Raw genomic sequence first — 1,957 nt, 5'->3', positions numbered from 1 at the left:
TTGAATCTTTGATGGGTAAGACAACTTGTTGCATAAGCTGTTAGTTCCTTTACTTTAAAATTAATTTAGTTGCAGAAAACCTAAAAATCGAATATTATAATGTAGTACGATGGTAAACTTAAAGGAGGCGGATTAGAATGAGTAATACTATTATTAAAAACAAGACAATTTCAACTCGTGTAACACCTGACATTAGTGAACGGGCTAAAGCTAATCTAGCAAAACAAGGGCTAACCGTTTCTGAGTATATACGCTTATCGTTAGTTAAAGCGGCCAATAATGAAGTTCGATTAGTCAGCTTTTTAGATTCTCCGGAAGCCTTAGCCGCTAAAAAAGAAGCAGAAACAGGGCAGGTCAAAAACATTGGTTCATTGACTGACTTTGAAGATTGGATCGATAAGTTAGATGCAAATTAAACAGACCAAATCTTTTGAACGTGAATTAAAAAAACTAGTCAAAAAACATTTCCCAATAACTGTCTTGAAGCCTTGTTTAGAAGCAATTGTTGAACAAGATGTACTTGTTTTGAAACAGATTAAAGATCATGCATTAAAAGGAAATTGGCGTGGCTATCGTGAATTTCACCCTGCCAGATATGGAAACTATGGTAAAAATTATGACAACTGGATTGTTATTTATCAGCTAGATCATGATGAATTGATTTTGTTATTGGTTGCAACTGGCTCCCATGAAATCTTGAATCAATAGCTATAGTTTAGGGGCACTTATAAAAAAATAAATTAAAATAGCCCCCAATATCTACAATGTAGATATTGGGGGCTATTCTTTCAATGTTTTTGAGGGGTTATTTGTTAATTATAGTCCCTAATATAGGGACAAAGCTTATTTGAAAGTTTTTCTCAAACACATCATGTATTTTAGACTGTGCCACTATTATTCTCTGTTATAGGCAGACCAGAAACGCCCTTTTTTGTACATTTTATAAGTTCTTTTTTCAGTCAAACGTGCACGTTGTAACCGTCGTTTTTGCATTTTCCATCACCCCAAATCCTTACTCGCTTTTTCACTTTAATCATTTATTTATATATTTCATATTAATGATAAGTATACCGCTTTTACTAATAAACCACCTAATGATTATTGTGATTACAACAAAAAAATAAGTACCCACTCAAGACCATGCTGGTCAAGATGTGGCTACTTATTTAGTCGGTTATGATTGACGTTTGTCATTCAATTGTTTTTCTAATTCTTTAATCTTCTTCTGCTTGCGGCGAATGTACCAGATCAGCAAGATGATCAAGAGTAAAATCAAGAGGCCAATGCCGATATACAGCCACCAGTTAGGGCCCTGCTTCAAGACCGCCGTATGATTCAGATTAGTGGCCTCGCCCTGCGTAATCACGAAGTTCTGCTTAAATTGCCAGTGCTGCTTCTTGGATTTGACCTTGACGACTGCGGTGTACTTGCCAGCCTTCAGAGCGTTTTGTCCGGTTCGCACCGGTAATTTGTAGATTGAACTGGGTGCCATCTGACCGTTAGTCAAATTTTGATGGTAGACTACTTTTTGGCCGCCACGATGGTAAATCTTGATCTTCGTTTGGACCTTATTCAAGTAGGCCGCCGTGTGGTTCACTAACGGAAAGTTGATGACGTTGCGGCCGTTGAGTTGCTCGACCGTGATCTTGTTCATCGTGAGGTGGTTCGTCGTCAAATCGCGATCACCATGCAGAACAACGGCTTCAGTATAGGCATACTGATTATTGACCGCGACCGCCTTTTTTGTTTCAGCGGCCGTTGCCTTTTTCAAGAAAGTCAGCCCACCAGCCAAGATACCGTCATACGATTTGGCCGGCATCTTGATTTGAAACTTGACGGTCTTAACTTGTCCCTTATCCAGCTTAACTTCGGACTGGTCAGTCGTCACCAGTTTGGCTAAATCATACGGCAAATCCGCACTTTTATTTTCAGTCGCCCGCTGATAAGCTACCACACC

Annotated in this window: 3 protein-coding genes; 2 read left to right on the top strand and 1 reads right to left on the bottom strand. The window is 38.9% G+C overall.

Features of this window, described 5'->3' with window-relative positions; genetic code table 11:
- Positions 1–137 precede the first annotated feature (137 nt).
- A complete protein-coding gene (locus DXH47_RS11440; protein ID WP_003625288.1) occupies positions 138–416 on the top strand; it encodes a plasmid mobilization protein in 279 nt (92 codons plus the stop codon).
- Positions 406–708 carry a type II toxin-antitoxin system YafQ family toxin gene (locus DXH47_RS11435; protein ID WP_005917927.1) on the top strand — a complete coding sequence of 101 codons (303 nt, stop codon included), beginning with the start codon at positions 406–408 and terminating at the stop codon, positions 706–708. The genes DXH47_RS11440 and DXH47_RS11435 overlap by 11 nt, the downstream gene beginning before the upstream one ends.
- A gap of 466 nt (positions 709–1,174) precedes the next feature.
- On the opposite strand, the gene DXH47_RS11430 is transcribed toward DXH47_RS11435, so the two are convergent.
- On the bottom strand, positions 1,175–1,957 hold a 783-nt coding region (locus DXH47_RS11430), incomplete at its 5' end, for a DUF3324 domain-containing protein (protein WP_137975631.1).

Source organism: Levilactobacillus suantsaii, assembly GCF_004115745.1.
Taxonomy (GTDB): domain Bacteria; phylum Bacillota; class Bacilli; order Lactobacillales; family Lactobacillaceae; genus Levilactobacillus; species Levilactobacillus suantsaii.
This window is presented reverse-complemented; position numbering and strand designations above follow the sequence as displayed.